The sequence below is a fragment of the Mesorhizobium sp. 2RAF45 genome (assembly GCF_052115225.1).
GTDB classification, from domain to species: domain Bacteria; phylum Pseudomonadota; class Alphaproteobacteria; order Rhizobiales; family Rhizobiaceae; genus Mesorhizobium; species Mesorhizobium jarvisii.
This window is the reverse complement of record NZ_JBFRGG010000003.1, coordinates 261,706-287,707: the sequence shown is the minus strand read 5'-3', so window position 1 is coordinate 287,707 and position 26,002 is coordinate 261,706. Positions and strand designations below refer to the sequence as shown.

Here is a 26,002-nt window from a genome sequence, read left to right as displayed (position 1 = left end):
ATGTCGTTGGGGAAAGCTCGCTTGCCACATCAGGGCTTTGGTGATTTAGTTTGTACACATGCAATTTTCCGCACCCTCTGAGCGAGGATGCCGAACCCGCACTATCGTTGGTCAAAACCGAAAAAACAGGGGAACGAACATGGCTGACAAGAACGGATTTTTCGACCTCTCCAAGACTGGCCTCACCCGCCGCACCGCGCTGAAGGGCCTGGCCGCGGGCGCCGGCCTTGCCGTGGCGCCCGGTTTCGTCCGCTATTCCCAGGCGCAGAGCTCGGCGCCGATCAAGATCGGCTTCCAGTCGCACCGCACCGGCATCGGCGCCGCCTATGGCCGCTGGTACGAGAAGACCACCGCCGCCGCGGTCAAGGCGATCAACGCCGCCGGCGGCATCAGTGGCCGTCAGGTCGAGGTGATCATCGAGGATGACGGCACCGATCCCGGCCGTGGTGCGGAAGTTGTCGGCAAGTTCGCCACCCAGCACAAGACCGACATCGTCTTCGGTACGCTGTTCTCGCATGTCGTCATCGGCTCGGCGCCCGCCGCTGGCGAAAACAAGATGCCCTATTTCGTCGTCAGCGAAGGCCACCACGTCGCCTCGACCAAGCTCAACCGCTATGTCTTCCAGCCCGGCATCACCGACGTGAAGAGCCAGATCCAGTCGATGGCGCCGTGGATCGCGGCCAATGCCGGCAAGAAGGTGACGCAGATTTTCCCAGACTTCGCGTTCGGCTACGACCACCGCGACTACCTGCCGCCGGCGCTGAAGGCGCAAGGCGCCGAGGTCATCGCGCAGATCGCCATCCCGCCGACGGAATCCTCCTTCACCAAATATTTTCCGCAGATCCCGCCCGAGACCGAGGTGATCTACCACGTCATGGTCGGCCCGGCAGTGCTCACCTTCGTCAAGGAGCTCGGCGAGTTCTACGGCTCCAACCGGCCACAGCTGTTTGGCTTCATCGATTCGCTCGAAGCCACCGACATCAACAGCCCCGGCCTGGAATTCCTGGACGGCAGCCATTTCTGGGAAGGCTCGCCACGCTACGCCCAGCCCGATGATAGCGCTGCGCAGAAGGCCTACCGCGCCGCCGTCGGCATCGACGACAATGGAGCGGCGGTCGGCGATCCCAAGGACGTTTCCACCGCGGCGCACATGTTCGGCTGCTGGGAAACGCTCTATGTCGTCAAGAAGGCGATGGAAGATGCCGGCTACAAGGGTCCGGAGGACCGTGCCAAGCTCGTCGAGGCGACCGAGGCGCTGACCGCCTTCGCCGAAGGTCCGGAGCATCCGCAGGGGCCAAAGACCTTCAACGGCAAGATCCACCAGTGCTTCGGCATCCAGAATATCTCCAAGGTCGAAGGCGGCAAGCTGAAGGTGGTGCACAAGACCAAGATCGAGGACGGGCTTTACGAGGCCGAGGGGGACTATACGAAGCAGGCGCTTTAGGCTTAGCCATCTAGCAAGCGTGAGCGCCAAGGCACCCCCCTCTGTCCTGCCGGACATCTCCCCCGCAAGGGGGGAGATCGGCAGTTTGTGTGGCAGCGCCCATCCGCCAGCGTTGATGATTGGCGAAACCAGAGACGACATCCAATCTTCCCCCTTGCGGGGGAGATGCCCGGCAGGGCAGAGGGGGGTGCCTCGCGCATCCCTCGGTGCCTAGCCGATGCACTTCGGTCCCCACCTTCTCCTCGCCGCCCTCGAAGGCCTCGTCACATCAGCCGTGCTGGCGCTGACCGCGCTTGGGCTGTCGCTGGTGTTTGGCGTCATGCGCGTTGTCAATGTTGCGCATGGCGAGTTCTTCATGCTGGGCGCAGTGCTCGCCTGGGCGATCTCGACAGCAATATCGGGCCACCCGGCGGTCGGCTTCCTGGCGGCGCTGGTGATCGCGCCGCTGATCGTCGGCGCCATTGCGCTGGTGGCCGAACGACTGGTGCTGCGCCGGCTCGACTACAATCCGGAAGCCACCATCGTCGCCACGATCGGCATGCTCTACATCATCCAGCAGCTGGCGCTGACCTTCTATGGCCCGGAGGCGCGGCCGGTGGAGCCGCCCTTCAGCTACCGCATCCTTTTGCCGTGGTTCGGCTATTCCGGCTACAAGCTGTCGATCATTGCGGCTTCCGCACTTCTCCTGATCGCCACCTGGCTGGTGCTGACGCGCACCAGGATCGGCCTGATCATGCGCGCCACACAGTATGACAGCGAGACGGCGCAGGCCTTCGGCATCCCGGTCGGCCGCGTCTATGGCGGCGTCTTCGCGCTCGGCGCCATGCTGGCGGCGATCGCCGCAGTGCTGATCGTGCCGATCAGCCAGGCGCACTACCTGATGGGGCAGGATCCGCTGCTCTTGTCCTTCATCGTCGTCATCATCGGCGGCCTCGGCTCGCTGCGCGGCACCGTCGTTGCCGCCGTGCTGATCGGCCTTTCCGACGGCATCATTTCGATGTTCTTCTCGCCGACCTTGGCCAAGATAATCGCCACGCTGCTGGTCGCCATGGTGCTGGTGTTCCGGCCGCAAGGCTTGTTCGGGACGGCATCGCGATGAGCGAAGCTTCGCCGGCAAAGGCCTATGCGCTGCATCTCGGCGTGATCGCCCTGCTCTTCGCGTTGAGCTTCGTGCTGCCTGAGTACTATCACGGCCTGCTCGCCCGCATCATGGTGCTGGCGGTGTTCGCCATGGGCTACAACATGCTGTTCGGCTATGTCGGCCTGCTCAGCCTCGGCCATGCCATGTTCTTCGGCGCCGGGCTTTACGGCGCCGGCCTTGCCATCATCCAGCTCGGCTGGGGCGTGCCCCTGGCCTTCCTCGGCGGGATTGCCAGCGGCGCGGTTCTGGCGCTGGTGATCGGCCTGCTGGCGTTGCGCGCCACGGGCGTCGCCTTCATGATCGTCACCATGATGTTCGCGCAGGTGTTTTATCTCCTGATCCTCTACTTCGCGGCATGGACCGGCGGCGATCAGGGCCAGGTCGTGCCGCAGCCGGCGCGCGTCCTCAATCTCGGCGCAACCTCGCTCGACCTCACCAACCCGACCGTGCGCTACATGAGCGCGCTCGTGCTGTTCTCGCTCGTGCTTTTGGTTACGCTGGCCATCGTCCGCTCCCGGTATGGCCGCGTTCTGGTCGCCATCCGCGAAAACGAGGAACGCACGAAGATGCTGGGCTACGACACTTTCTCCAACAAGCTCATTGCTGTCGTCGTCTCCGGCACGATCTGCGCGGCGTCGGGCGCCGCCTACGCGCTGCTGTTCGGCTATGTCGGCTCGAGCTTCGCGTCGGTGCAATATTCTATCCTGCCGCTGCTGTGGGTGCTGCTCGGCGGGGCCGCCACGACGCTCGGGCCGCTGATCGGCACCGTCTTCATGTACTATGTCATCGACGTCTCCAGCGGCTACACCTCGGCCTATCTGCTGATCGTCGGCATTGCGCTGATCCTTCTGGTGCTGTTTTTCCCGAAAGGCATTCTCGGCACCATCCGCCAGCGCTGGCTCGGATGGCTGCCATGACGCCGCTTTTGGCCACCAAGGGCCTGTCGCGCCATTTCGGCGGCCTGCGCGCCGTCGACAACGTCGACTTCACCTTGATGCCCGGTGAAATCCGTGCCGTCATCGGCCCCAACGGGGCGGGGAAGACTACCTTCGTCAGCATGGTCAGCGGCCGCATCCAGCCGTCTTCAGGAGCGATCGTGTTCGATGGCGCCGACATCACCGGCATGCCGGCCTATGTCAGGGTGCGCCAAGGCATCGCCTACACGTTCCAGATTACCAGCATCTATGCCAACCTGTCCGTTTACGCCAACGTCGCGCTGCCCGTGCAACTGACACTGAGGCACGGGCCTTCCAAGAGCGCGATACAGGCCGCTGTCATGACGGCGCTGGAACGCACCGGGCTCGCGGACCGCGCCCATATGCCGGCCGGGCAATTGTCCTATGGCCACCAGCGCCTGCTCGAAGTGGCGATGGGCCTGGCGCTCAAGCCGCGCCTGCTGATCCTCGACGAGCCGACGCAGGGGCTCGCCGACAGCGAGATCGACAATTTCATCGTGCTGGTGCGCGACATCGCCAGCAGCGCCACGGTGCTGCTGATCGAACACAATATGCCCGTCGTCATGCAACTCGCCGACCGCATTACCGTCTTCAACGCCGGCAGGATCCTGGCGGAAGGCACCCCGGAAGCGATCCGCGAGAACGCGGCGGTACAGCAAGCCTATCTGGGGACCGCCCCATGAATGAGACGAGCAAGGCCGAGGCATTGCGGATCGCGGGACTGAACTGCTTCTACGGCGAGGTCCAGGTGCTCTACGGTCTCGACCTCGTGCTCAACAAAAGCGAGGTGCTGTGCCTGTTCGGCCGCAACGGCGCCGGCAAGACGACGACGCTGAAGGCGATCATGGGCCTGCTTCCTTCGAGCGCGGGCTCGATCAAACTCGACGGCCAGGAATTGACCGGCCTGCCGGCGCACGAAGTGCCGAAGGCCGGCGTCGCCTATGTGCCGCAGGGCAGGCGGCTGTTTGCCGAGATGACGGTGGCGGAGAACATCGAGATCGGGCTGATGGCGCGCGGCAAGGGCAAGGCCGTGCGGGAAAACGTCCTCGACCTCTTTCCGCTGCTGCGCCAGCGGCTGCGGCAGCGCTCGGGCACCTTGTCGGGCGGCGAGCAGCAGATGCTGGCGATGGCGCGCGCGCTTTGCCTCGAACCGCAAGTGCTGTTGCTCGACGAGCCGACGGAAGGGCTGATGCCGTCGATGATCGCCAAGATCCGCGAGACGGTATCGAAGCTGCGCGAGATGGACGTCTCGACCATCCTGGTGGAACAGCGCGTCGATGCGGTGCTGTCGGTCGCCGACCGTGTGTCGTTCATCGAGAACGGCCGTAACCGCGAGACGGTGGATGTCGAGGAATTGCGTGCCGACACATCGGCGGTCAGGCGCTATGTGGGCGTTGGTTGATCAGCCGAAAAACAGAAAGCCGGCGATCAGGAAGGCCGGGATCAGCACCAGGCCGGACCACAGCATGTAGCCGAAGAAGCCGGGCATCTTCACGCCACGCTGCCTGGCGATGGCATAGACCATGAAGTTGGGCGCGTTGCCGATATAGGTGTTGGCCCCCATGAACACCGCACCCGCCGAGATCGCGGCAAGCGTCGAGGCGAATTCGGTCATCAGGTGATTAGGATCGCCGCCGGCAAGCTCGAAGAACACGAGATAGGTCGGCGCATTGTCGAGGAAGGACGACAGCGCTCCGGTCAACCAGAAATAGGCGAGATCGTTAGGCGTGCCTTGCGCCGAGGTGACGAGCGCGACCAGCGGCGCCAGCGCACCCTCGTGACCGGCCCTCAGGATGGCGATGACCGGCACGATGCAGATGAAGATGCCGGCAAACAATTTTGCCACTTCCGCGATCGGACCCCAGTTGAAGCCGTTCGCCGCGCGGTATTCCTTGCGCGAAACCGCCAGCGACACGAAGGCGAGCGCCAGGATGACGGCGTCGCGCACCAGGTTCTGCAGTTCCAGCGCCACGCCTTGAATGGAGAAGGCGACATCAGGCTTCCACGTCGCCGACAGCAGGATGGCGCCGATAACGCCGGCCAGCAGCGGAATGTTGGGCAGGCCGCGGATGCGAACCTTCGAATCCGGCGTCGGGTCCTTGATCTTCGGCGCGCCGGCCTCGCGCCGGTGCAGGATGATGTCGATCGCCAGGAACACGGCCAGCACCAGGCCGCCGACGAACAGCGTCTCGCGCCAAAGGTTGGCGGTTGTCCAGAAGAAGTCGACGCCACGCAGGAAGCCGACGAACAGCGGGGGATCACCGAGCGGCGTCAGCGAGCCGCCAATGTTGGACACAAGGAAGATGAAGAAGACGACGACATGGGCGTTGAACGGCCTGTTATCATTGGCGCGGATGATCGGCCGTATCAGGATCATCGAGGCGCCCGTCGTACCGATGACCGAGGCGAGCAGCGCGCCGACCAGCAGCAGCCCGGCATTGACCAGCGGCGTGCCGTGGATGTTGCCGGCGACCAGGATGCCGCCCGAAATGGTGAACAGCGCAAACAGCAGGATGATGAAGGACATGTATTCGGTGAGCAGCGCATGCAGCACCGCCTCGGCCGCCTGGGGGATCCCGAAGGCGAGCGCCAGCGGCACGACGACCAGCGCCGCCCACAGGGCCGCGATCTTGCCGTAGTGATGCTCCCAGACATGGTGGAACAGCAGCGGGCCGGTGGCGATGGACAGCAGCAGGCCGGCAAAGGGCAGTGCCCACCACAGCGACATCGCGGCACCGGGCAGAGCATGTTCCTCGGCCGCTACGGCTACGTCCGGGAACAGCATGGGGACGGCGATGCCAGCGCCCACCATCACGCCTGCACTGATCCGCGAAAAGCCCCCTCGATGCCCCACCGTTCAGTCCGACAGTTGGTCTTCGAGCGTCACGCCGGCATCGCGCATGCGTTGCAACATCGCGTCGAGCGAGCCGTTGAGATCGATGCCGCGACAGGCGTCGAGCCGCACGGTGGTCTTGAAACCCTGGCTGACGGCGTCCAGCGCCGAAAAGCCGACGCAGAAATCGGTCGCAAGGCCAACCAGGGTGATGGTGTCGATACCGCGCTCCCTGAGGTAGCCCCCGAGGCCGGTCGGCGTCGCGTGGTCGTTTTCGAAGAAGGCCGAATAGCTGTCGATGGCGGGGCGAAAGCCCTTGCGGATGACGAGTTCGGCCTTGGTCCAGGCAAGGCCGGAATGGAAATCCGAACCGAGGCTGCCCTGGATGCAATGGTCCGGCCACAGCGTCTGCTGGCCGTAAGGCATCTCGATCACGGAGAAGGGTTGCGCGCCGGGATGGCTGGAGGCGAAGCTCGAATGCCCGGCGGGATGCCAGTCCTGCGTCAGCACGACATGGTCGGCGTGCCGGATCATGTCATTGACCAGCGGCACGATCTCGTCGCCGCCGGTCACGGCCAACGCGCCGCCCGGGCAAAAGTCGTTCTGCAGGTCGATCACAACAAGCGCTTGGTCGGCCATTGGGCCTCCTTCTTCTCTGCGTTGGGCTCAGGCTCCAGTAGAAAGATGCCGCTGACGCGACCGGAGGCAGAAACTTGACCAGATGGCCGGCCGCGTCAACCTCCGAAGGCGTAACAATCTCGTTGCATGCACCCTGGCAAGCACGGCGGCCCAAACTCTGGCTTTGACAATTTCCACCGGCTTGATATCATTTGCATACGAATGAATTTCCGGTTTGCGGACCGGCAAGATCATGCCTGGGGTAAACGCCCTGGGAGGGCCATTTCGGGGAAGGCCCACTCTCTGGGAAGGCAAAGCGTGATCCGTTACGCGAAACCCACCACTCTCGACGAGGCGCTCGCTTTGCTTGGCGAGGGCGCCTGGCGCATTCTTGCCGGCGGCACTGATTTCTATCCGGCACAGGGCGCGAAGCCGTTCCGCGACAATGTCCTCGACATCAACGGCCTCGCTGCGCTGCGCGGCATCGCCGAGACGGACGACCACTTTGTCATCGGCGCGCGCACGACCTGGACAGACCTCATCCACCACCCCTTGCCGCCAGCATTCGATGCGCTGAAACAGGCCGCGCGCGAGGTCGGCTCGCCGCAGATCCAGAACGTCGCTTCCGTCGCCGGCAATCTCTGCAACGCCTCGCCGGCCGCCGATGGCGTGCCGGGCCTGCTCGTGCTCGATGCCGAGGTCGAACTGCGTTCGGCGATAGCGACACGGCATCTGCCCTTGCCCGATTTCATTCTCGGCAATCGGCGCACGGCCTTGCAGCCTGGCGAAATGGTGACCGCCATCCGCGTGCCGAAGCCAGCCGCCGGTACATCGGCTTTCGTCAAGCTCGGCGCACGGCGCTATCTCGTCATTTCCATCGCCATGGTGGCGGCGCGCCTGGTCGTCGACAACGGCAGGGTTACTGAGGCGGCCATCGCCGTCGGCTCCTGCTCGGCTGTCGCCAGGCGGCTTGCCGGCGTCGAGACGGCGCTGCTCGGATTGCCTAGGGATGGCGGGCTCGCCGGCGCCATTCAATCCGCGCCGATGACCGAACTGTCGCCGATCGCCGATGTGCGTGGCAGCGCCGAATACCGGCTCGACGCGGTGCGCGAGATCGTCGCGCGGGCCGTGCTGACGGCCGCCGGACCGATGAACGATCATATGGTGGCGGCGGCATGAGACAAGCTCAGCCTGACATGAACCAGGTTCTGCCTGAAGTCAGTGAAGCTCGGCCCGAATTGGGCGTAGTCCAGCCCGGTCTCGGCCGCGCCGACATCGCCTTCGCGGTCAATGGCGCCGCCGTCTCGGTCAATGTGCCGCCGCTGCGCCGGCTGTCCCAGGTGCTGCGTGAGGAATTGCGGCTCACCGGCACCAAGGTCGGCTGTGATGCCGGCGATTGCGGTGCCTGCACGGTGCTGGTCGACGGCGATCCGGTCTGCGCCTGCCTGATGCCGGCGGCTTCGGCCGCCGGCGCATCGGTGACGACGGTCGAGGGGCTGGCCAACGGCCGGCTTTCGGCGCTGCAGGCCTCTTTCCTCGCCCATGGCGCGGCGCAATGCGGCATCTGCACGCCGGCGCTGCTGGTGGCAGCGACAGCGCTGCTGGACACGACTCCCAGACCGACCGAGACCGAGGTGCAGGATGCGCTGGGCGGGATTTTGTGCCGCTGCACCGGCTACCGGAAGATCATCGCGGCGGTGATGGAGGCAGGACGATTCGAACCGTCAACCGACAGCGCCGCCCCTCATCCGCCTGCCGGCACCTTCTCCCCGTATAGTGACGGGGAGAAGGGAGAAGCTCCAGCGCTGGCGACCCCCTCTCCCCGTTCTTCACGGGGAGAGGGTGAGGAGCAGCGCGAACGTCATTCGTTCGATCTCGGCCTTGACCGTAGAATGCCAATTTCGGGCAATGCCGTAGGCGCGTCGCCCGTCAGGCTCGACGGTGTGCCAAAGGTGACCGGGGCTGAGAAATTCGGCGGCGATTCCTTCCCGGCCGATGCGCTTGCCGTGCTGGTGGTCCGCTCGCCGCATTATCACGCCGGCTTCGCCTTCGGCGATCTCGACGGCTGGGCAAACAAGCACCCCGGCATGGTTGGTGTCTTCACGGCGGCCGACATTCCGGGCAAAAACTGTTTCGGCGTCATCGGTCCGTTTGCCGACCAGCCGGCGCTCGCCGAAGGGTTTGCGCGGCTGCGCGGCGAGGCGGTGGCGCTGGTCGCCGGCGAGCGCGAGGCGATGTTCGATCTCGATATGTCGGATTTCCCGATCCGCTGGACCGAGTTGCCGCATATCCTGCAGCCCAGCGAAGCGCAGGCCAAGGATGCTGCGCTGATCCATGGGAACCGCCCTTCGAACCTGCTGACCTCCGGCTTCGTCGAGCGCGGCGACCCCGAGACGGCGCTTGCCAATGCGGCCGTTGCCGTGACGGGCGCAATCGAAACCTCCTATGTCGAGCACGCCTATATCGAGCCGGAAGCCGGCCATGCCTATATGGACGGCGATACGCTGGTCGTCGTCGCCTGCACCCAGGCACCCTATATGGACCGCGACGACACGGCGAAGGTGCTTGGCCTGCCCGTCGACAAGGTGCGCATCGTGCCGACCGCGACCGGCGGTGGCTTCGGCTCGAAACTCGACGTTTCGCTGCAGCCGCTGATCGGCCTTGTGGCGCTTAAGACCGGCCGGCCGGCCGCCTTGGCCTACACCCGCAACGAATCGATGATGTCGACCACCAAGCGCCATCCGGCCGAAATGAAGGCGACCATCGGCGCCGATGCCGACGGCCATGTCACCGGCATGATCTTTTCAGGCGATTTCAACACCGGAGCCTACGCCAGCTGGGGGCCGACCGTCGCCAACCGCGTGCCGGTGCATGCTTCCGGCCCCTATGCGACGCCGAACTACCGCGCCGAGGGCCGCGCCATCCATACGCATGGCCCGATCTCCGGCGCCTTCCGTGGCTTCGGTGTGCCGCAGGCGACGATCATGCAGGAGACGCTCTATGATGAGCTGGCCGGCAAGCTCGGCATCGACCGGCTCGACTTTCGCCTGAGAAACTGCCTTCGGAACGGCTCCGAAACGGTTGCCGGCCAGAGGCTGGAGTCCGGCGTCGGCATTGCCGAATGTCTTGAGGCCCTGCTGCCGCATTGGGCGCGAGCGCAGGCTGATGCGGATACTTTCAACAGCAACCATGAAGAAAAAAAGCGCGGCGTCGGCGTGGCTTCGTGCTGGTATGGCTGCGGCAACACCTCGCTGCCCAATCCGTCGACCATCCGGGTCGGCATCGCGGCTGACGGCACCGTCATCCTGCATCAGGGCGCCGTCGACATCGGCCAGGGCTCGAACACCGTCATCACGCAGATCTGCGCCGACGCACTTGGCCTGCCGCTGGAAAAATTCCGGCTGAAGAGCGCCGATACGGCAATCAGCCCCGACGCCGGCAAGACCTCGGCCTCGCGCCAGACCTTCGTGACCGGGAAGGCGGCCGAAAAAGCCGGGCGGACCCTGCGGGAAAAGATCCTGCGCTTCGCCAATGTCTCCGAAAAGGCAACTTTGCAACTGGACGGCGCGGCGATCGTCATCCGCGAGGGCGAAGCCACGCGCCGCATCGATCTCGCCTCGCTCGACATGGATGCCGACGGCTTCGTCTTCCGCGCCGAGGAGACCTACGACCCGCCGACGCTGCCGCTCGATGCCAAGGGCCAGGGCAAGCCCTACGCCGTCTATGGCTATGGCGCGCAGATCGCCGAACTCGAGGTCGATCTCAAGCTCGGCACAGTGAAGCTGATCAAGATCACCGCCGCGCATGATGTCGGCAAGGCGATCAACCCGCTGCTGGTCGAGGGCCAGATAGAAGGCGGCATCGCGCAAGGCATCGGCATGGCGCTGATGGAAGAATACATTCCCGGCCGCACCGAGAATCTGCACGACTATCTCATCCCGACCATCGGCGACGTGCCGCCGATCGAGACCATCCTGGTCGAGGTTCCCGATCCCGAGGGGCCGTTCGGCGCCAAAGGGCTGGGCGAACATGTGCTGATCCCGACCGCACCCGCGATCCTCAACGCCATCCGCCACGCCACCGGCGTGCTGGTCACCAAGGTTCCGGCGACGCCGACGCGCATCCGCGCTGGCATCCTTGGAAAAGATGGCATCCGCGAAAAGGAGGCACGCGCATGAGCGAGCTTGCCGAGCGTTTTGAGACCCATGACCCCGGCGAGAAGCAGGTGGCGGAGAAGATCCGCTGCGATGCCTGCCCGGTCATGTGCTACATAGCCGATGGCCGCACAGGCGCCTGCGACCGCTACGGCAATGCCGGCGGCCGGATCGTGCGCATGGATCCGCTGACCATTCTCGACCACGCGGCCGGGTCCGGCGGGACAATCGTGCCCTTCGTCGCCGAAGGCGAGGCATGGGACGGCGAACTGGTCAACACCGGGCGCCGCTTCGTCACGGCAATCGGCGCCGGCACCACCTATCCCGACTACAAGCCGGCGCCGTTCATCGTCAGCCAGCAGGTCGAAGGCGTCGATCTCGTCACCGTCGTCACCGAAGGCATTTTTTCGTATTGCGGCGTCAAGGTGAAGATCGACACCGACCGTCATATCGGGCCCGAAACGGCAATCGTGCGCTCGCAAGGCGAGGCGATCGGCCATGTCACCACGGGCGAATACGGCTCGCAGATGCTGTCGCTGGGCGGCGTGCATCATCTGACCGGCGGCTCCAAGGCGGAAGGCCGGGCAACTTGCGATGCGCTGCTCAACCTGTGCAACCGCAAGCCGGTGGAACTGACCATCGATGGCGGCGCCACCATCATCGTCGAAGCCGGCAAACCACCTGTTATCGACGGCAAGCAGGAGCACCGCATGCGCGTCGGCTGCGGCTCGGCCACGATCGGCATGTTCGCCACGCAATGGCGCGGGCTGGTCGACGAGGTGGTGGTGGTCGACGACCATATCACCGGCGTCGTCTCCGAACACCAGGCCGGCAAGGTGCTGGGCTGGCAGGACACCGGCATCAAGATCATCGGACGCCGCTCGACGCCGGGTCGCTATTTCAAGGTCTCCGAGCCCGGCCTCGGCTGGGGCGGCACCTCGATTTCCGACCCGCTGTCGATCCTTGGTGAGTGGAACGCCAAGAAGGGCGCGCGGCCGGGCCTGTCGATGCTGATGGTTTCGACCACCGGCGAGCAGTACGCCTATTACGAACTCGACGACGAACTGAAGCCGGTCGAAAAGTCGTTTCCAGAACGGCTGCAGAAGTCCGTGAACCTGATCGAGGACAATTGCGAGCCGGCGCTATGCACCGTGCTGTTCATCGGCGGCGCCGGCGGCTCGCTGCGCGCCGGCGTCACCGAAAACCCGGTCAATCTCACCCGCTCGGTGCAAGGCCTGACGACCTACGTGACGGTCGGCGGCGCGCCGGTCTATGTCTGGCCGGGAGGCGGCATCACGCTGATGGTCGACGTGACGCGCGTGCCGGAAGGCGCCTTCGGCTATGTGCCGACGCCGGCGCTGGTGGCGCCGATCGAGTTCACCTTGCGCCGCGACGACTATGTCAGGCTCGGCGGCTACGAGGCCGAGATCCGCAGCGTCGAGGACATCGTCGCCAAGGGCGGCGAATACCTCAACCAGCGCCACGGCACCGGTGCGCCGTCCGACAATCCATGGCCGCCGCTGGCGCAATTGCGGCGCGCCGCGTCGAACGGAGCCGGATGATGGACGGCCCGCAAGCGCATTGGCTGCAGGACGGCAAGCGGCTGCATCTCAACCATGGGCCGATCGACCTGATCATCGAGGCTTTTGGCGAGGCGCAGGAATGCCGTCTGGCCTATGAGCAAGCCGTGGCGCGCTTCCAGACGATCCTGATCGAGCTGGTCAGGGAGCTTCCCGAATTGCGGCTCCCGGCATTTTTCCTGGCGCCGCGCGCCTTTGACGGCCCGACGGCACGCCGCATGGAAGCGGCCGTCATGCCGCTCGCGGAATGTTTCATAACACCGATGGCCGCCGTTGCAGGATCGGTAGCCGACGAAATTCTCGCCGCATTGCTTGCCGGCCGCAAGCTCGAGCGCGCCTATGTCAACAATGGCGGCGACAGCGCCCTTCACATCGGCAAGGGCCGGTCGATCGGCCTGGCGGTCGCCGGCACCGGCAACGGCATGGCCGACCGGATCACGATCCGCGCGGAGGATGGCGTTCGCGGCGTCGCCACCAGCGGCTGGCGCGGCCGTTCCTTCTCGCTTGGCATTGCCGACGCCGTCACCGTGCTGGCGCGGACCGGCGCTGAGGCCGATGCGGCGGCGACACTCATTGCCAATGCGGTGGACCTTCCCGGCAATCCCGCCATCAAGCGCATTCCCGCACGCGAACTGTCGCCCGACAGCGACCTCGGCGCGCGGCTGGTGACGCAAGGCGTCGGCATGCTTGCGCCTGGCGAGGTGGCGCGGGCGCTGGACAATGGCCTTGCCGTCGCCGAAGATTTTCGTCGGCGCGGCCTGATTGCCGGATCGGCGCTGTTTCTTGGCGGTGAGGCCCGCATCAGTGGTTCCGTGGCGCTTGCCGCGCCCAACAAAAATCCGAGGGAGGAAGTTGCCCATGCCTGAGTTTCCGATCCGCAAGATCGCGGTGCTGAGCGAAGAGATCTTTCATGATGGCGGTCCGGTCGCGGACGTGCCGCGCCGGCGTGCGGCGGCCATGGCCGTGATCAAGAACCCATTCGCCGGGCGCTATGTCGAGGATCTGCAGAGCGCCATGGACGATCTGAAGCCCCTCGGCCTGCTGCTTTCCGACCGGCTGATCGCCGCGTTGGGCGGCGACGTCAAACAGATCGACGGCTACGGCAAGGGCGCCATCGTCGGCACGGCGGGCGAACTGGAGCATGGCGCGCTCTGGCATGTACCGGGCGGCTACGCCATGCGCGAGCGGCTCGGCGACGCCAAGGCGATCGTGCCCTCGGCCAAGAAGGTCGGCGCCTTCGGCTCAAAGCTCGACGTGCCGCTCGGCCACATCAACGCCGCCTATGTGCGCAGCCATTTCGATGCCATGGAAGTCGGCATCAGCGACGGGCCTCGTCCCGACGAGATTCTTTTTTGTCTGGCCATGACCTGCGGGCCGCGCATCCACAACCGCATGGGCGGGTTGGCGGCAGCCGACATCAAGGCCTGGGACGGGCTGCGGTGAGCGGCGAGGACAATCTGCTCAAGCTGGTCGAGGTCGAAGAGCCCGAGGACCAGGATTACCTCCTGCAGGAGCAGGTCGGCTTCATCCTGCGCAAGGCGCACCAGCGCCATGTCTCGATCTTCGCCGCGCATATAGGCGACCTGACGCCGCCGCAATTCGCGGCACTCGCCAAGCTGCGCGATGTCGGCGAGACCTCGCAGAACCAGCTCGGCACGCTGATCGCCATGGATGCGGCGACGGTGAAGGGCGTGATCGATCGCTTAAAGGCACGCGGCCTGGTCGAGCTCTCCAAGCATGAGGTCGACAAAAGACGGCTGCTGGTCAATCTGACCGCCGAAGGCCGCGACGCCATCGAACGCCTGATCCCGTTGGCGCGCGAGATCACCAGGGAAACGCTGGCGCCGCTCTCGGCCAAGGAGATCGCCACCTTCATGAAGCTGCTGGCCAAGCTGGCGTAGGTGCCGCCACGATCCATCGCGTCAAATGGCGATCAGAGCGGGAACGCTTCCCTGCACAGGTCCTGCAGCTTCGAAAAGACGCCCTTGCCGCCGGTGATGACCTGCGTGCCGCTCTGCAGCACCGTCTTGGGATCCGCCTTCAGGACGGTGCCGCCGGCCTCTTCGATCAGCAGCATGCCGGCCAGGCAGTCCCAGGCGTTCATGTGTTCCTCGACATAGCCAAGCAGCCGGCCCGAGGCCACATAGGCCAGCATCAGGGCGCCGGACGCATTGCGGAAGAAGACACCGCCTTCGGCGAGGAGCTTCTTGATCAGCACGGCGATGTTCTCGGCCTCGGCCCGGTTCGAGAATCCGGTCCCCACCGAGCCTTCTTCCAGGCTGGCCTCGGCACTTGCCTTGATCGGCCTGCCGTTGATGAAGGCGCCGCCACCGAGCCTGCCGTGAAACGTCTCGCCGGTCGACGGTTCGTGGATGACGCCGACGACCGTCTCCCCGTCCTTTGCGCAAGCGATCACCACGCACCAGGCCGGAATGCCGCGCACGAAATTGGCGGTGCCGTCGATGGGATCGATGACCCAGGCATAGCCGCTCGAGCCGGAAACCGAGGCGTGTTCCTCGCCGACGATGCCGTCCTGCGGATAGTCCTTGGCGATCGCCGCGCGGATGAACAGCTCGACCTCGCGGTCGGCTTGCGAGACCAGGTCCTGATGACCCTTGCTCTCGATGGTCAGGCTTTCCAGATCGCGGAAATATTCGAGTCCGCGTTCGCCGGCCCGCCGCGCCAGATCGATGGCAAACTGCGTGCGGGCGTCAAGGTCATGGGTCACGGTAAGGCTCGCTCTGCGGAAGGATGCGCCGCACTTAGAGCAATTCCAGGAAAAGTGTAAGCGGTTTTCCGTCTGGAATTGCGTCAAAACAAAGAGTTAGAGCATCGCTGCCGGCAAAAGCATCTGGCGGATAAATGTCAGGCCGCCTGCGACAGCGATTTGTGCGCGTCAGCCAAGATCTCGAATGACCGCACCCGCGCGGCATGATCAAAGATCTGCGCGGTCACCATCAGCTCGTCGGCGCCGGTGCGGCGCACAAAGGCGTCGATGCCCTGGCGGACGGTTTCGGGAGAGCCGACGACGGCGCAGGACAGCGCCTGGCCGAGCATGGTCTTGGCCATCGGGTCGAGATCGCGGTCATAATTCTCGACCGGCGGCGGCAAGCGTCCGGGACGGCCGGTGCGCAGATTGACGAAGGCCTGCTGCAGCGACGTGAACAGCAGCCGTGCCTCGGCATCGGTGGGCGCGGCAAAGACGTTGAGGCCGAGCATCACATGCGGTCTGTCGAGCTGTTCCGACGGCTGGAAGCGCGAGCGGTAGATGTCCAGCGCATGATCGAGCTCGGCCGGCGCGAAATGCGAGGCGAAGGCGTAGGGAAGGCCAAGCATGGCGGCGAGCTGCGCACCGTAGAGGCTGGAGCCGAGAATCCAGATCGGCACGGTCTGGCCCTCGCCGGGCACGGCGCGCAAGCGCTGGCCTTCCTCCGCGGGCAGGAAATAGCCCATCAGTTCGACGACATCCTGCGGGAAACTGTCGGCGCCGGCCTCGAGGTTGCGGCGCAAGGCGCGCGCGGTGTTCATGTCGGTGCCTGGCGCCCGGCCGAGGCCGAGATCGATGCGGCCCGGAAACAGGGCGGCCAGCGTGCCGAACTGCTCGGCGATGACCAGCGGCGCATGGTTGGGCAGCATAATGCCGCCGGCGCCGACGCGGATGGTTTTGGTGCCGCCGGCAACATGGGCGATGACCACGGATGTGGCGGCGCTCGCAATGCCCGGCATGTTGTGGTGCTCGGCCAGCCAGTAGCGCTTGTAGCCCAGCCGCTCGGCATGGCGGGCGAGATCGAGCGAGTTGGCCAGCGACTGCGAGGCATCGCTGCCTTGGATGATCGGCGACAGGTCGAGAACGGACAGTTCGGTCATGCGGTGGTCTCCACGATCTTCGTCTCACGCACTTTGGCCTCGAAAGCCGTGCGGTCCGGAATGATGATGCCGAGCAGGCCTTGCAGCGTGTCGGCGAGTTCGGCGGCGGTGGCTATCTCTGTCTGCTCGGTGCGGCCGCCAAGGTGATGGATCGACAGGCGGTTTCCGCGCAGCGCGTAACGCCGGTCCGGCGCGGCGCGGGCCGCTATGACGGAGGAGAGGAAATGCGATGTCGGGCTGGTCGACAGGAAGTAATTGGTGACGGAGTAATCGACCTCGTATTGCGGCTGCAGATCGAAGCGGTAGAGCGAGCGCCAGTCGCCGCCGATGGCGGCCTGCAGGCGGAAATGATCGCCGGCCTCGACGATGCGGAACGGCTCATGCGGGGTTTTCTGTTCGCGGCCCGGTTCCAGCTGCAATGGCGCGGTCAGGGTCAGGCCGCCGAAGCCGACATCGGCGATACAGGTCCGGCCATCGAGCTCGACGCGCAAAAGCATGTGGCTGCGCGCGGTGATGGCGTCCTCGCTCTGGCCCCAGAGCACACGCGCGGCCAGGCCGACGACCTCGAAGCCGAGCGCCCGCAGCGCATGCATGAAGAGGAGGTTGTGCTCGAAGCAATAACCACCACGCCCACCAAGGACGATCTTGTCCTGAAGCGCGGCGAGGTCGAGCCGGACCGGGCGGCCAAGAAACGGATCGATGTTCTCGAAGGGGATCGACTGCGGATGCGCGAAATGCAGCGCCCTCAGCGTATTCAGCGACGCGTCACGCGGACCGGCGTAACCGATGCGCGCGATATAGGCGTCGAGGTCGAAGGCGGGAGCATCGCTCATAAGGAAGGCACCGGGCGTTGATCGGCCGGATATAGGCATTCGATCCAGCCGCCGCAAACGGCGTCCGCCTTCTATGCCGTGGCCTTGCCGTTCTCCTCGACGGGTTCGTCCTCGACCACGGCGGTTTGCTGCGCGGCGAGGAAATTGCCGACATGGCCAAGTCCCTCGAAATGGTCGCAGAACACCTTGATGACGACCAGCAGCGGCACTGCCATCAGCGCACCGACGAAACCCCAGAGCCACGACCAGAAGGCAATGGCGATGAAGATCGCCACCGCGTTGATCTCGAGACGCCTGCCGACCACCATCGGTGTCACGAACTGGCCTTCGACGACATCGCACAAAAGCACGAAGGCCGGCGCCAGAAGCGCGTAGGAGATGGTGTCGAAGCTGATCAGCGCCATCACCGCGACCAGCACGATGGTCAGCAGCGCGCCGACATAGGGCAGGAAGTTGAACAATGCCGCGGCGACACCCCAGACCAGAGGGTTCGGCATGCCGAGCGCCCACAGGCCTAGGCCGATGACCAAACCGAGGCCGACATTGATGATGGTGACGGTGAGCAGATAGTGCGAGATTTCGCGCTCGACGTCATAGACGACGCGCAGCGCCCGCTTCTTCTCGCTTAGGCTGGCGAAGGACTGGATGATCTTCTCGTAGAACATCGTGCCCGAGGCGAGCAGGAACAGCGACAGCACGAAGATGATGGTCAGGCTTGTTCCCGCCGCCAGGATGTTGCCGGCGGCCGACGACAGGATGCCGGACTGGGCGACCGCCACCTTCTGGACGCCAGGCTCCTGCGAGGTCTCGGTCATCTGCTCGACCTGATGCGAGACCTGCATGATCTTTTCAAGCGGACGCCGCAACTGCGCCAGCCGCTCGGTGAGCTGCTGGCCGATCGACGAGGTGTTGTTGAGGAGATCGATGACAGGACCTGAGAGCAAATAGCCGGCGATGGCGAAGACGCAGATCGACAAAAGCACCAGGAGCGTCGCCGAAACCGCTTCGGGAATACCGCGCTTGCGCAGCAGCCGCACGATCGGCGTCAATGTCAGCGCCAGCAGGAAAGCCAGCATGACCGGCATGAAGAAAGCGCGGCCGAAATAGAGCGCATAGACGCTCATGAATATGAATATGCCGACCAGCAGCGAACGCATCAAATGCGTGTCCGCGCGGGCCTCGACGCGCGGATCCGGGCTTTCGGCAACGCCTGCGCCCGTAGCGGCGGGTTCGGCTTTCATCATGGACCCTCAGCGGTGCACCGCAACTGGTGCAGTCCGTTGATGGAAACGCCCGCGTCGCTTCAAGGTTCCTTTAGCCGGCAAGGCCCGCGGGTACGGAGCTTTGCCGTTGGCTCATGCGACGGGCGCTTCCACCGCAGGCGTGGACTTCGCCGTTTCCTTGCGCACGATCGGCGCCACTTTGGTGCCGTAGAGTTCAATCGCCTTCATGATCTTGGCATGCGGCATGGCGCCGATCGCCATCTGCAGCAGGAAGCGGTCATTGTTGAAGATCCTGTGCTGGGCGACGATCTTCTCGGCCACCTGCTCTGGACTGCCGACGAACAGGGCGCCGTTCGGACCACGCGACTGGTCGAAATGCGCCCGCGACGTCGGGCCCCAGCCCCGCTCGCGGCCGATGCGGTTCATCACCTCGGCCTGCGGGCCGTAGAAATCGTCGGCCGCCTGTTCGGTCGTCTCGGCAATGAAGCCATGCACGTTGATGCTGGTGGCGAGACCCGCCGGGTCGCTGCCGGCGCGCCTGGCGGCCTCGCGGTAGAGGTCGAACAGCGGCGCGAAGCGCGCCGGCTCGCCGCCGATGATGGCAAGCGCCAGCGGCAGGCCGAGCGCGCCCGCGCGGGCGGCGGACTGCGGCGTGCCGCCGATGGCGATCCAGACCGGCAACCTGTCCTGGAAGGGCCGGGGATAGACGCCGCGATCGTTGATCGGCGCGCGCAGATTGCCGGACCAGGTGACCTTGACGCTATCGCGGATGGCGAGCAGCAGATCGAGCTTTTCGGCGAAGAGCTCGTCATAGTCTTCCAGATTGTAGCCGAACAGCGGGAAGGATTCGATGAACGAACCGCGCCCGGCCATGATCTCGGCACGGCCGCCCGAGAGAAGATCGAGCGTGGCGAACTGCTGGAAGACGCGCACCGGATCGTCGGAGGACAATACCGTGACCGCGCTGGTCAGCTTGATGCGCTTCGAGCGCTCGGCGGCAGCGGCGAGCGCCACGACTGGCGCGGAGGCGGCGTAGTCGGGTCGGTGATGTTCGCCGAGACCGAAGACGTCGAGACCGACCTGGTCGGCGAGTTCGACCTCCTCGATCAGGTTGCGCAGGCGCTCATGCGGCCCGATGGCGCCCGGGCCGGGCTGCGGGCTGACGTCGGCGAAAGTGTAGAGACCGAGTTCCATGTGATGTCATCCTGGTGTTGGGTTTTGCCGCTAGAAGTAACCACCGGCTCGCCTCGCCGCCAGAGGGGCTATCGGTGAACAGTGCATGTCGGTTTGGGCGGCAAAAGGCGTCTCCCGGCTGCAACATCGCGGAATTTCATGGCTGGCATACCGATTTGGCGCTTGAACTCTCGGCATTCGCGCGTATGTAAGCCTCGCGAATTGACTTCAGGGAAGTGGACTTGGCTATCTACAGGGAAAAAGACATTTTCGAGCGGCGCAATGCCGCGAACGAGGCAAAGAAGGCGCTTCTGGAGCGCTTCAAGTCAAAGCCGGCGGCAGATGATCCTGCGGTGCTGGCGCGACAGGCCGAACGCAAGGCAATCCTCCAGGCTCGTGAGATCCGCGAAGCCGAGAAGGCCAGGCTGAAGCAGGAAAAGCTGGCACGCGAAGCCGCAGAGAAGGCCGAGCGCGAGGCAGCAGCCGAAGCGGCACGCATTGCCGCCGAAGAGGCAGCCCAAGCCGAGGCCAAAATTCGGGAAGCCGAAGAGACCGAGCGCATTGCCCGCCTGCTCGCCGACGAGGCCGAGCGCAAGGCCAAGCGTGACGCACGCTATGCGGCGCGCAAGGCACGGACCGGCCGAGCTCCTCCGGGCTTCTCGGCCCGCTAGCAGCTTCGGCGCAGCCAAGTTCGAACATTGAATCAGGGTCGCCTCGCAGCGGCCCTGAAGGTGTTTGTGCGGAAGGTGCGCTTTTTTGGGCGACTTCCGCTCAGGCCGCGAATTTCAGCCCCATAATGCCGCAGACGATCAGCGCGATGCAGGCAAGCCGGATCGCGGTGGCGGGCTCGCCGAGCAGCCAGATGCCGAGCAGGGCCGTGCCGACCGTGCCAATGCCGGTCCACACCGCATAGGCGGTGCCGACGGGAAGCGCCTTCAGCGCCAGGCCCAGCAAGGTAAGACTGACGATCATCGAGGCGACCGTGAGCACGGTCGGAACAAGCCTGGTAAATCCGTCAGTGTATTTGAGGCCGATCGCCCAGCCGATTTCGAAGAGGCCGGCGAAAAACAGAAAAGTCCAAGACATCGGAACGCTCCATCCAGCATCGGGCCGGAGACAGGATCCGATCCTCAGATGCCGATCATTATGGCGGGTCGTCCCGACCGAATTGTTGGGGAGGCGCGGGGTCGTCCCCGCACTATCGATATAGGTTATCCAAATACCCGATCAACCCGGCGGCATTGTCTGACGCCGCCGGTGGGATTTGCCGCGCCTGACCTGCCGAGGCCTACTTTTCCTTGATGCGCATCGCCTTGACCGGCGGCGCCTTCAGGACGGGAGCGGGCGCCGGCTTCTTGGCATCCTTCTTCGGCTTGCGGGCTTCCTTGCCTGCCTTCATCGCGCCTTTAGCCATGATTCGTTCCTCCTGTTGCGGGGAGCGAAGTGAAACAAGAGAAACGCTTTGCTGCAAGAGGGCAGCGCTGGCGGGAAGCCTCAGGCTGACTGCTTTCAACCAATTTCTAATTTGCTCGTAAACCATGGCCGTCCGTGCCATTCTCTTCTTCGCACTGCAACATCGACCCGCGCTTTCGCCGGGTGATCGTCGGGCAGGCCGGTCAGGACGAAAATGCGGATCCACATCGGCTGCGAGATGAGCTTCGACTTCCCGCAGGAAACGCCGCTCATCGCGATGCTCAATGTCCACTATTCGCGCGCCTCCGACCTCGAGCGGCCGGATTTCCTAACTTCCAGCCCGCCGGTACCGATCGAGAGCTACCGCGACAGTTTCGGCAATTGGTGCAACCGCTTCGTCGCGCCGCCCGGACGGTTCACCTTCGGCACGGATGCGGTGATCCGCGCGCCCGGCACATTCGAGATGGCCGAGCTGATGGCCTGGCAGCACGAGGTGCGCGACCTGCCGGCCGAAACCCTGCTTTTCCTGCTGCCCAGCCGGTTTTGCGAGAGCGACCTTTTGGCCAGCGAAGCGTGGCGGCTGTTCGGCCACACACCGCTCGGCATCCCGCGCGTGCAGGCGGTGTGCGATTTCGTTCACAACCACATCGTCTTCAACTACGGCAATGCGCGGCCGACGCGCACCGCGGCGGAAGCCTATCGGGAACAGAGCGGCGTGTGCCGCGACTTCGCGCATCTTGCCGTCACCTTCTGCCGGGCGCTCAACATCCCGACGCGCTACTGCACCGGCTACATCAGCGATATCGGCATGCCGAAGCCGTGGTCGAGCATGGATTTCGCCGCCTGGATGGAAGTCTATCTCGGCGGCCGCTGGCATGTCTTCGACCCGCGCAACAATGCCCCGCGCATCGGCCGCATCCTGATCGCTTCCGGCCGCGACGCGGCGGATGTGCCGCTGACCCATATTTTCGGACCGGGGACCCTGGCCGGCTTCAAGGTGTGGACCGACGAGATCGTCGAATAGTCGCAGTCTCCGCGGCCGATCCCAAACAAATCGCGTCTTGAACGACCCGGCCGTTGGCGCGTTATGGTGGAGCTGCGGCCATCCGGCCGCTAGACTGGGCACGTTGAACGGGGACCAGACCGCATGGCCGGGCACGGCGGCTCCAAGATGGTCATCTATGCGGCGCTCGCCGGCAATCTGGCGATCGCACTGACCAAATTCGCCGCCGCCTTCTTCACCGGCAGCTCGGCGATGCTGTCGGAAGGCGTGCATTCGCTGGTCGATACCGGCAATGGCGGCCTGCTGCTCTACGGCATGCACCGTGCCGCGCGCCCGGCCGACCGCACGCATCCGCTCGGCCATGGCCGCGAACTCTATTTCTGGAGCTTCATCGTTGCCCTCCTGGTCTTCGCCCTGGGCGCCGGCGTGTCGTTCTACGAGGGCATCGTCCACATCATGGCGCCGGAGCCTGTCGCCAACGTAAAGGTGAACTATGTCGTTCTCGGCTTGTCCTTCCTGTTCGAGGGCAGCTCCTGGCTGGTGGCGCTGAAGGAATTCCGCCGAGAGAAAGGCAAGCAAGGCTGGCTGCAGGCCGTGCAGTCGAGCAAGGACCCGAGCGTCTATACGGTGCTGTTCGAGGACAGCGCGGCGCTTCTCGGCCTGATCGTCGCCTTTGCCGGCATATTGGCGGCGGAGCTGCTGGAGATGCCGGAGCTCGACGGCGCCGCCTCGATCGGCATCGCGCTCATTCTCGGCGCCACGGCGATCTTCCTCGCCCGCGAAAGCAAGGGGCTGCTCATCGGCGAGCCGGCTTCGCCCGAAGTGCAGAAAAAGGTGCTGGCGATCGCGCAGCAGGATCCGGCGGTGCAGCGCGCGAACGGTGTCCTGACCGTCCATATGGGACCGCAAGAGATCGTTGCAGGGCTCAGCATCGAATTCGAGGACCATCTGTCGGCGCCGGAGATCGAAGCCTGTGTCGAGCGCATCGAGGCACGGCTGAAGAAGGAGATGCCGGAGATCACGCGGCTGTTCGTCAAGCCGCAGACCACGGGCACCTGGGAGCAGCGGCGCAAGCTGATCGAAGCCGCTTCCAATTAGTCCTGGACCAGCGTTGCACCGTTGCCCCGTCGCATTGCCTTGCTAACATCAGGCGATGGATTTCGGAGGATTGACCATGAAGATCGACGGCGGGTGCCATTGCGGCGCCATCACCTACGAGGCGGAGGTCGACCCGACAAAGACCTCGATCTGCCATTGCACGGATTGCCAGCAATTGACCGGCACGGCCTTTCGCGTCACCGTTCCCGCGCCCGAGGATCACTACCAGATCACCAGAGGCACGCCAAAAATCTATATCAAGACCGGATCGAGCGGCGCCAAGCGCGCCCAGGCCTTTTGCGGCGACTGCGGGGCGCATCTTTACGCGACGTCGGTTGGCGACGGCCCGAAGATCTATGGAATCAGGACGGGCACCGCGCGGCAACGCGAGGATCTGGTGCCGACACAACAGAAATGGCACCGGTCGGCCCTGCACTGGCTTCCCGAATTTGAAGGCATGAGCATCGTGGAGGAGCAGTAGCACCTGCCTCCCGGCCGAAAGCCGCCCAAGACAGGCAATTCTGTGCTAGCTTCGCTCACCTCAGACGGGCGGATAATAGCGATGTTGGAAACGGACAAGCTGTTTGCCGGCTCGATCCCGGAAAACTACGACCGCTATATGGTGCCGTTGATTTTCGAGCCGTTCGCCGCGGACCTTGCACGGCGGGCAGCGTCCTTCTCGCCCAAAGCCGTGCTGGAAGTCGCCGCGGGCACCGGGGTCGTCACCCGTGCCTTGGCGCCGAAACTGTCCCCTGACGCAAGCTATGTCGTGACCGACCTGAACCAGCCGATGCTCGACTACGCCGCTTCGCTACAGGCTCCCGACAGTCGCATCAAATGGCGCCAGGCCGATGCCATGGCGCTGCCGTTTGAAGACGCGGCCTTCGATCTGGTTTGTTGTCAGTTCGGCGCGATGTTCTTTCCCACCCGTCCATCCGCCTACCGCGAGGCCAGGCGGGTGCTGAAGCCCGGCGGACATTTCCTGTTCAACGTATGGGACCGCATCGAGGAGAATGTCTTTGCCGATGATGTGACCAATGCGCTGGCCAGGCTTTTTCCGAACGATCCGCCGCGCTTTCTGGCCCGCACGCCGCATGGCTACCACGATACGGCGCTGATCCGCGGAGACCTTGAGGAGGCCGGCTTCTCCGATGTGGCGATCGAGACGAGAGCCGAACAGAGCCGTGCGCCCTCACCGCGCATTCCGGCCGTTGCCTATTGCCAGGGAACGGTGCTTCGCACCGAAATCGAGGCCAGGGATCCCGGGAAACTGGACGCTGCAACGGATTATGCCGCATCCGCGATTGCGGCCAGGCATGGCAGCGGTGCGGTTGCCGCCAAAATTCAGGCACACGTCATCGTGGCGGTGGCCTAAGCCGGGATTGCCGGCTAGTCGTCGCCTTCGACGACCCGCAGCCTGAGCTGCCCGGTCTTTGAATCGGCAACGCGCGGCCCAGGCTCGATTTTCGCCGCAGGCGCCCGTGACGGCGTCTCCGGGCCGGCATCGCCATCGGCCTGCGCGCCGAACTCCAGCGCCTCGATCTTCTGGCCGCGCTTGGTCACCTTCGACGTCGAGACGAGGATGTCGTCGATGTCCTTGGCCGACTGGCCGAAATGCACCTGCAGCTTGCGCACACGTTCGTCGACGCGCGCGACATCCTCCATCAGCCGGATGACCTCGCCCTGGATCAGATGCGCCTGTTCGCGCATGCGGGCGTCCTTGAGGATCGCCTGGATGACCTGGATCGACAGCATCAGCAGCGACGGCGAGACGATGACGACGCGGGCGCGGTGCGCCTTGTGGACGATCGCCTCGAAATTCTCATGGATCTCGGCGAAGACCGATTCCGACGGCACGAACATGAAAGCTGTATCCTGCGTCTCGCCCTGGATCAGGTATTTTTCCGAGATGTCGCGGACATGGATTTCGATGTCGCGGCGGAAGGCCTGGGACGCGACCTTCTGCAGGTCCGCACCGTCGGCGGCGCGGATGGCGTTCCAGGCTTCCAGCGGAAATTTGGCGTCGATGGCAAGTGACGGCGCGCCGTTCGGCATCTTCACCAGGCAATCGGGCCGGCTGCCATTCGACAGCGTCGCTTGGAATTCATAGGCGCCATGCGGCAGGCCGTCGGCGACGATCGCCTCCATGCGCGACTGACCGAAGGCACCGCGCGTCTGTTTGTTGGAGAGGATGGCCTGCAGCTGCACGACCTGGCCGGCGAGCGACTGGATGTTGCCTTGCGCGGTGTCGATGATCGCCAGCCGCTCCTGCAGTTTCGCCAGGCTCTCATGCGTGGATTTGGTCTGCTCGGTCATGGTCTGGCCGATGCGGCCGGTCATGGCGTCGAGGCGCTGGCCGATTGACTGCGTCAGCTCCGCCTGGCGCGCGCCGAACACTTCGGCAATGGCGCCCATGCGGCCCTGCATCTCGGCCTGGCTTTGCAAGATGCCGGCCATCCGCGCCTCGGCGTCGCGGGCATGGTCGGCGGCTTCCGCCGCAGCGACGGCGCGCGCCTTGGCCGACCGCCACAGCGCGATGACCAGCGCCACGAACAGGCCGAGAAACAACAAGGCGCCGAAGGCCAAGGCGTGGCCCAGCGTGATTGTCGACGCGCCAAGCCGTGCGACAGGCTCGGAAAGGATGGTGCTCAGATCATTCATGTGGA

At 64.8% G+C, this 26,002-nt stretch carries 26 protein-coding genes; 16 read left to right on the top strand and 10 right to left on the bottom strand.

Annotated features, from left to right (window positions below):
• Window positions 1-139: 139 nt before the first annotated feature.
• The 5 genes from AB4Z43_RS10830 to AB4Z43_RS10810 all read left to right on the top strand — a co-directional run bounded on the left by AB4Z43_RS10830 (window position 140) and on the right by AB4Z43_RS10810 (window position 4,943).
• The gene (locus AB4Z43_RS10830; protein WP_038651261.1) at window positions 140-1,444 is read left to right on the top strand and encodes an ABC transporter substrate-binding protein; all 1,305 of its coding nucleotides are present in this window, start codon (window positions 140-142) and stop codon (window positions 1,442-1,444) included.
• A 217-nt stretch (window positions 1,445-1,661) separates the two neighbouring features.
• Complete coding sequence (locus AB4Z43_RS10825; RefSeq protein ID WP_019862495.1) at window positions 1,662-2,543, top strand: branched-chain amino acid ABC transporter permease; 882 nt, start codon at window positions 1,662-1,664, stop codon at window positions 2,541-2,543.
• The gene (locus AB4Z43_RS10820) at window positions 2,540-3,502 is read left to right on the top strand and encodes a branched-chain amino acid ABC transporter permease (protein ID WP_441937364.1); all 963 of its coding nucleotides are present in this window, start codon (window positions 2,540-2,542) and stop codon (window positions 3,500-3,502) included. Before AB4Z43_RS10825 ends, AB4Z43_RS10820 begins: the two co-directional genes overlap by 4 nt.
• Window positions 3,499-4,224 (top strand): ABC transporter ATP-binding protein, encoded by a 726-nt coding sequence (locus AB4Z43_RS10815; RefSeq protein WP_027047612.1) that lies wholly within the window; start codon window positions 3,499-3,501, stop codon window positions 4,222-4,224. The genes AB4Z43_RS10820 and AB4Z43_RS10815 overlap by 4 nt, the downstream gene beginning before the upstream one ends.
• Window positions 4,221-4,943 carry an ABC transporter ATP-binding protein gene (locus AB4Z43_RS10810; protein WP_441937361.1) on the top strand — a complete coding sequence of 241 codons (723 nt, stop codon included), beginning with the start codon at window positions 4,221-4,223 and terminating at the stop codon, window positions 4,941-4,943. Before AB4Z43_RS10815 ends, AB4Z43_RS10810 begins: the two co-directional genes overlap by 4 nt.
• Here AB4Z43_RS10810 and AB4Z43_RS10805 read toward each other — a convergent pair whose 3' ends face one another.
• Window positions 4,944-6,353, bottom strand: coding sequence for a sodium:proton antiporter (locus AB4Z43_RS10805; protein ID WP_441937359.1), 1,410 nt, complete (start codon window positions 6,351-6,353; stop codon window positions 4,944-4,946).
• A 45-nt stretch (window positions 6,354-6,398) separates the two neighbouring features.
• Complete coding sequence (pncA, locus tag AB4Z43_RS10800; protein ID WP_064985256.1) at window positions 6,399-7,013, bottom strand: bifunctional nicotinamidase/pyrazinamidase; 615 nt, start codon at window positions 7,011-7,013, stop codon at window positions 6,399-6,401.
• Between the two features lie 297 nt (window positions 7,014-7,310).
• Between pncA and AB4Z43_RS10795 the strand changes: the two genes are divergently transcribed.
• From AB4Z43_RS10795 to AB4Z43_RS10770, 6 genes are read left to right on the top strand one after another with little or no spacing between them, the layout of a single operon-like run.
• Window positions 7,311-8,171: an FAD binding domain-containing protein gene (locus AB4Z43_RS10795; RefSeq protein ID WP_064985257.1), complete on the top strand. Its 861-nt coding sequence runs from the start codon at window positions 7,311-7,313 to the stop codon at window positions 8,169-8,171.
• 17 nt (window positions 8,172-8,188) lie between these two features.
• On the top strand, window positions 8,189-11,170 hold the full coding sequence (locus tag AB4Z43_RS10790) for a molybdopterin-dependent oxidoreductase (protein ID WP_441937754.1): 2,982 nt from the start codon (window positions 8,189-8,191) through the stop codon (window positions 11,168-11,170).
• On the top strand, window positions 11,167-12,708 hold the full coding sequence (locus AB4Z43_RS10785; RefSeq protein ID WP_441937357.1) for a 6-hydroxynicotinate reductase: 1,542 nt from the start codon (window positions 11,167-11,169) through the stop codon (window positions 12,706-12,708). The genes AB4Z43_RS10790 and AB4Z43_RS10785 overlap by 4 nt, the downstream gene beginning before the upstream one ends.
• A complete protein-coding gene (locus tag AB4Z43_RS10780; RefSeq protein WP_441937355.1) occupies window positions 12,708-13,592 on the top strand; it encodes a UPF0280 family protein in 885 nt (294 codons plus the stop codon). Before AB4Z43_RS10785 ends, AB4Z43_RS10780 begins: the two co-directional genes overlap by 1 nt.
• Window positions 13,585-14,169 (top strand): amino acid synthesis family protein, encoded by a 585-nt coding sequence (locus AB4Z43_RS10775; RefSeq protein ID WP_441937353.1) that lies wholly within the window; start codon window positions 13,585-13,587, stop codon window positions 14,167-14,169. The genes AB4Z43_RS10780 and AB4Z43_RS10775 overlap by 8 nt, the downstream gene beginning before the upstream one ends.
• Window positions 14,166-14,627: a MarR family winged helix-turn-helix transcriptional regulator gene (locus AB4Z43_RS10770; RefSeq protein WP_019862484.1), complete on the top strand. Its 462-nt coding sequence runs from the start codon at window positions 14,166-14,168 to the stop codon at window positions 14,625-14,627. Before AB4Z43_RS10775 ends, AB4Z43_RS10770 begins: the two co-directional genes overlap by 4 nt.
• Before the next feature lie 32 nt (window positions 14,628-14,659).
• Here AB4Z43_RS10770 and AB4Z43_RS10765 read toward each other — a convergent pair whose 3' ends face one another.
• The 5 genes from AB4Z43_RS10765 to AB4Z43_RS10745 all read right to left on the bottom strand — a co-directional run bounded on the left by AB4Z43_RS10765 (window position 14,660) and on the right by AB4Z43_RS10745 (window position 19,843).
• On the bottom strand, window positions 14,660-15,454 hold the full coding sequence (locus AB4Z43_RS10765; protein ID WP_441937350.1) for an inositol monophosphatase family protein: 795 nt from the start codon (window positions 15,452-15,454) through the stop codon (window positions 14,660-14,662).
• Window positions 15,455-15,591: 137 nt separating this feature from the next.
• Window positions 15,592-16,593 (bottom strand): LLM class flavin-dependent oxidoreductase, encoded by a 1,002-nt coding sequence (locus tag AB4Z43_RS10760; protein WP_019862482.1) that lies wholly within the window; start codon window positions 16,591-16,593, stop codon window positions 15,592-15,594.
• Window positions 16,590-17,426, bottom strand: a complete 837-nt coding sequence (locus AB4Z43_RS10755) for an arylamine N-acetyltransferase family protein (RefSeq protein WP_441937348.1) — start codon at window positions 17,424-17,426, stop codon at window positions 16,590-16,592. The genes AB4Z43_RS10760 and AB4Z43_RS10755 overlap by 4 nt, the downstream gene beginning before the upstream one ends.
• 71 nt (window positions 17,427-17,497) lie before the next feature.
• Window positions 17,498-18,667 carry an AI-2E family transporter gene (locus AB4Z43_RS10750; protein ID WP_032921437.1) on the bottom strand — a complete coding sequence of 390 codons (1,170 nt, stop codon included), beginning with the start codon at window positions 18,665-18,667 and terminating at the stop codon, window positions 17,498-17,500.
• 114 nt (window positions 18,668-18,781) lie between these two features.
• Window positions 18,782-19,843, bottom strand: coding sequence for an LLM class flavin-dependent oxidoreductase (locus AB4Z43_RS10745; RefSeq protein WP_064985264.1), 1,062 nt, complete (start codon window positions 19,841-19,843; stop codon window positions 18,782-18,784).
• A gap of 221 nt (window positions 19,844-20,064) precedes the next feature.
• Between AB4Z43_RS10745 and AB4Z43_RS10740 the strand changes: the two genes are divergently transcribed.
• Complete coding sequence (locus tag AB4Z43_RS10740; protein WP_027047610.1) at window positions 20,065-20,493, top strand: DUF6481 family protein; 429 nt, start codon at window positions 20,065-20,067, stop codon at window positions 20,491-20,493.
• Window positions 20,494-20,593: 100 nt separating this feature from the next.
• On the opposite strand, the gene sugE is transcribed toward AB4Z43_RS10740, so the two are convergent.
• Together sugE and AB4Z43_RS10730 are read right to left on the bottom strand one after the other, a co-directional pair.
• The gene (gene sugE / locus AB4Z43_RS10735; protein WP_010912766.1) at window positions 20,594-20,908 is read right to left on the bottom strand and encodes a quaternary ammonium compound efflux SMR transporter SugE; all 315 of its coding nucleotides are present in this window, start codon (window positions 20,906-20,908) and stop codon (window positions 20,594-20,596) included.
• Window positions 20,909-21,110: 202 nt separating this feature from the next.
• The gene (locus AB4Z43_RS10730) at window positions 21,111-21,236 is read right to left on the bottom strand and encodes a hypothetical protein (protein WP_080643851.1); all 126 of its coding nucleotides are present in this window, start codon (window positions 21,234-21,236) and stop codon (window positions 21,111-21,113) included.
• Between the two features lie 213 nt (window positions 21,237-21,449).
• On the opposite strand from AB4Z43_RS10730, the gene AB4Z43_RS10725 reads away from it, so the two are divergent.
• The 4 genes from AB4Z43_RS10725 to AB4Z43_RS10710 all read left to right on the top strand — a co-directional run bounded on the left by AB4Z43_RS10725 (window position 21,450) and on the right by AB4Z43_RS10710 (window position 24,711).
• On the top strand, window positions 21,450-22,259 hold the full coding sequence (locus AB4Z43_RS10725) for a transglutaminase-like domain-containing protein (protein WP_019862476.1): 810 nt from the start codon (window positions 21,450-21,452) through the stop codon (window positions 22,257-22,259).
• A 123-nt stretch (window positions 22,260-22,382) separates the two neighbouring features.
• A complete protein-coding gene (locus tag AB4Z43_RS10720) occupies window positions 22,383-23,336 on the top strand; it encodes a cation diffusion facilitator family transporter (RefSeq protein ID WP_019862475.1) in 954 nt (317 codons plus the stop codon).
• A 76-nt stretch (window positions 23,337-23,412) separates the two neighbouring features.
• Window positions 23,413-23,817 (top strand): GFA family protein, encoded by a 405-nt coding sequence (locus tag AB4Z43_RS10715; RefSeq protein ID WP_069090692.1) that lies wholly within the window; start codon window positions 23,413-23,415, stop codon window positions 23,815-23,817.
• 81 nt (window positions 23,818-23,898) lie between these two features.
• The gene (locus AB4Z43_RS10710; RefSeq protein ID WP_202361114.1) at window positions 23,899-24,711 is read left to right on the top strand and encodes a class I SAM-dependent methyltransferase; all 813 of its coding nucleotides are present in this window, start codon (window positions 23,899-23,901) and stop codon (window positions 24,709-24,711) included.
• Between the two features lie 14 nt (window positions 24,712-24,725).
• Here AB4Z43_RS10710 and AB4Z43_RS10705 read toward each other — a convergent pair whose 3' ends face one another.
• Window positions 24,726-25,997 carry a DNA recombination protein RmuC gene (locus AB4Z43_RS10705; protein ID WP_202361115.1) on the bottom strand — a complete coding sequence of 424 codons (1,272 nt, stop codon included), beginning with the start codon at window positions 25,995-25,997 and terminating at the stop codon, window positions 24,726-24,728.
• Window positions 25,998-26,002: the final 5 nt, after the last annotated feature.